Below are 3,514 nucleotides of genomic sequence, written 5' to 3' on the forward strand. Positions count from 1 at the left end.
TCGCAGGTTCGAGTCCTGCTGCCGGAGCCAATTAAAAAGGGGCCGAACGTAAAGTTCGGTCCCTTTTGCTTTTAGACGTCACACGGTAAGGCATATCATCATGAAAACCGCCAAAATCGAATTGCGCGAAGTACAGCTTGCGACCCTGTCCGGTGCGACCAAGGGATGGCTGATTGTTGGTGAAAATGATGTGATCCACGGCATGGTTCATCCGATTGACGGTGATCTGTTTACGATTTCTTCGACGACCGACCCGCGCATTCAGGCCTTTGGCTGGTGCCCGATGTTTGACAGCCTTGCCCATGTTCAGAACGATCTTGAAATCGCCCTTGCGATGACATCAGCAAACGAAGTCGAAGAATGGATCGAAGAATCTGAACGTTTTGATGATGACAGCCACCACGGGCACCTTCACTGATCCCTGCCCGTTTTAAGGCAACCTGTTTGTGCTCCTTTCAGCTCGACCAAATGCTTGCCATAAAAACTTCGTGACCTCAGTGCTTTATTGATGCACAGCAAATCAATATAATCCTCGCTGACTTAACATCGCGCAGCTTTAAGCGTGGCGTATTGATGTCCGGTTTATGCATGGATATTCGGTCGCCGCTGCCACCACACCAGCCCACAGCACAACGCGGGAACTCGGCGATGAGTACAATTAATCTGGACCATCTGTTTAAACCCAAATCGGTCGCCGCTGCCACCACACCAGCCCACAGCACAACGCGGGAACTCGGCGATGAGTACAATTAATCTGGACCATCTGTTTAAACCCAAATCGGTCGCCGTGATTGGCGCGTCAAATCGCCCACATTCTGTTGGCCACGTTCTGATGAAGAACCTGTTGGCCGGTGGCTTTGACGGCCCGATCATGCCTGTTAACCCGCGCAGCCAGTCAATTGGCGGTGTTCTGGCCTATCCCGACGTCAATAGCCTGCCGGTTGTGCCGGAACTTGCCGTTATTTGTGTGCCGCCCAAGGCGATTATTCCTGTCATGGAATGCCTTGCGGAAAAAGGCTGCCTTGCCGCAATCGTTTTGACTGCGGGGCTTGGCTCGGAACAATTTGATGACAAACGCACAATCAAGCAGGCAATGCTTGATATTGCTGCTGAAAAGAAAATGCGCCTATTGGGGCCGAACTGTCTTGGCCTTATGGTGCCTGGCATCGGTTTGAATGCCAGCTTCAGCCATCAGAATATCGGCAGCGGTAAAATTGCATTCGTTTCGCAATCCGGCGCACTTTGCACGGCTGTTCTTGACTGGGCATCAGCACGCGACATCGGGTTCTCACACTTCATATCGCTTGGCGAATGTGACGATGTCGATTTCGGGGATGTGATCGACTATCTGGGTTCAGATCCCGATACCCGTGCGATCATGCTTTATATCGAATCTATTCACGAACGACGCAGCTTCATCTCCGCGGCCCGCGCGGCATCACGTAACAAACCGATCCTGTGCATCAAATCGGGCCGCTTTGCCGAGGGTGCGGCGGCGGCGGCATCCCATACCGGTGCCCTGGCGGGTGCCGATGATGTTTTTGATGCCGCAATCAAGCGTGCAGGCGTTTTGCGCGTTTACACGGTTAGTGAAATGTTCTCGGCGGCTGAAACGCTTTCGCGTATGCGTCCGTTCCGTGGGGATAAGCTGGGTATCGTTACCAATGGTGGCGGCATCGGTGTTCTGGCCGTTGATGCCCTGATCGAACGTCAAGGCCGCCTCGCCCATCTTGATGATGCAACCGTCACCGCGCTGGACAAGGTTCTTCCGGCAACCTGGTCACACGCCAACCCGGTCGATATCATCGGGGACGCGCCCGGTGAACGCTATGCCAAGGCGATTGAAACCGTTTTGACTGACAGCAATATCGACAGCCTTCTGGTCATGCACGCCCCGACGGCCATCACCGATCCGGTCGAAGTTGCACGCGGCGTCATTGACCAGATCAAAGGCACCAAAAAGAACATCCTAACCAACTGGGTCGGCGAAGCCACCGTGGCCGAGGCCCGCAATATGTTCTATGCCGCAGGTATTCCGACCTATCGCACCCCGGAAAATGCCGTGGCGGCCTTCCAGCATATGGTCAATTACCGCAAATTGCAGGATTTGCTGATGGAAACCCCGCCATCAGTTCCGCGCGATTACACCCCGCAGATCGACAAGGCGCGCAACATCATTCACAGCGCCATTCATGCGGGCCGCGACATGTTGACCGAACCTGAAGCCAAGGCCGTTCTTGAATGTTACGGCATCAACACCGTCAAAACCATTGCGGCCAGTGACGTTGAAGAAGCGGTACGCACGGCAGATGACATCGGCTATCCGGTTGCCTTGAAAATTCTGTCTGACGACATCAGTCACAAATCAGATGTCGGTGGCGTGGTTCTTAACCTTGAAAGCAGTGAAGAAGTTCGGGCAGCCGCATCGAAAATGCAGCGGACCATCGAACAGAAATTCCCGAACGCACGTCTGCGCGGCTTTACGATTCAGGAAATGATCACCCGTGCTGGTGCCCGTGAACTGATTGTCGGTATGACAACCGACCCGATTTTTGGCCCGGTCATTCTGTTTGGTCACGGCGGGGTCGAAGTCGAAGTCGTGCGTGACCGTGCAATGGCCCTGCCCCCGCTTAACATGAAGCTTGCCCGCGAACTTGTTGAAGGCACACGGATTTACAAACTTCTCAAGGGGTATCGCGACGTCCCGCCCGTCAATCTTGAAGACCTTTATATGACGCTGGTGCGCCTGTCACAGCTTGTCGTCCATCTCGGCGAAGTGGTCGAGCTTGATATGAACCCGCTTCTTGCCGATCAGCATGGTGTGATCGCCCTTGATGCCCGCATCAAGGTCACCCCCAAGGTTGTCAGCGATGACAAACGGCTTGCGATCCATCCCTATCCAAGGCACCTGAAACAGGAACTGGTAATGGATGATGGCACAACCTATTTGCTTCGGCCAATCAAGCCTGAAGACGAACCCGCACACTATGAATTCATGTCCAAACTGACCCCGGAAGATATTCATTTCCGGTTCTTTGGCTCTGTCCGTGAATTGCCGCATTCGGAAATGGCGCGCCAGACCCAGCTTGATTACGACCGTGACATGGCCTTCCTTGCCGTGGTGCCCGATGGCCCCGAACAGGGACAAATTCACGGGATTGTTCAGGTGGTTATTGACCCCAATAACGAACATGCCGAATACGCCATCATGGTGCGTTCCGACATCAAGGGCCGTGGTTTGGGCCGCGTCTTGATGGAACAGATGATCGCCTATTGCCGCCGCAAGGGCACTGAAACCTTCATCGGTCAGGTCCTGCCAAGTAATCGACGGATGCTTACATTGTGCGAAAAGCTTGGTTTCAGCCGCAAATACATCGCGGACGAAGATGTCTTCGAGGTGACATTACCGCTTCAACGCGATGCACATTGATCGCTCAATGATCACAAAAAAGCCCGGCACATCAGCCGGGCTTTTTTCATCTCTGTGTCTCGTCCTGAAATACGTTGTCACCTT

The 3,514-nt window shown here is 53.8% G+C and carries 2 protein-coding genes; both read left to right on the forward strand.

Going from position 1 to position 3,514, the window contains the following annotated elements; translation table 11 throughout:
• Positions 1-100: 100 nt before the first annotated feature.
• The gene (locus tag TH19_RS22285; protein WP_114104552.1) at positions 101-418 is read left to right on the forward strand and encodes a hypothetical protein; all 318 of its coding nucleotides are present in this window, start codon (positions 101-103) and stop codon (positions 416-418) included.
• Positions 419-739: 321 nt separating this feature from the next.
• Entirely contained in the window at positions 740-3,430 is a 2,691-nt protein-coding gene (locus tag TH19_RS22290; protein ID WP_114104553.1) for a bifunctional acetate--CoA ligase family protein/GNAT family N-acetyltransferase, read from the forward strand.
• The last annotated feature ends 84 nt before the right edge of the window (positions 3,431-3,514 follow it).

Source organism: Thalassospira profundimaris, assembly GCF_003326675.1.
Classification (GTDB): Bacteria; Pseudomonadota; Alphaproteobacteria; order Rhodospirillales; family Thalassospiraceae; genus Thalassospira; species Thalassospira aquimaris.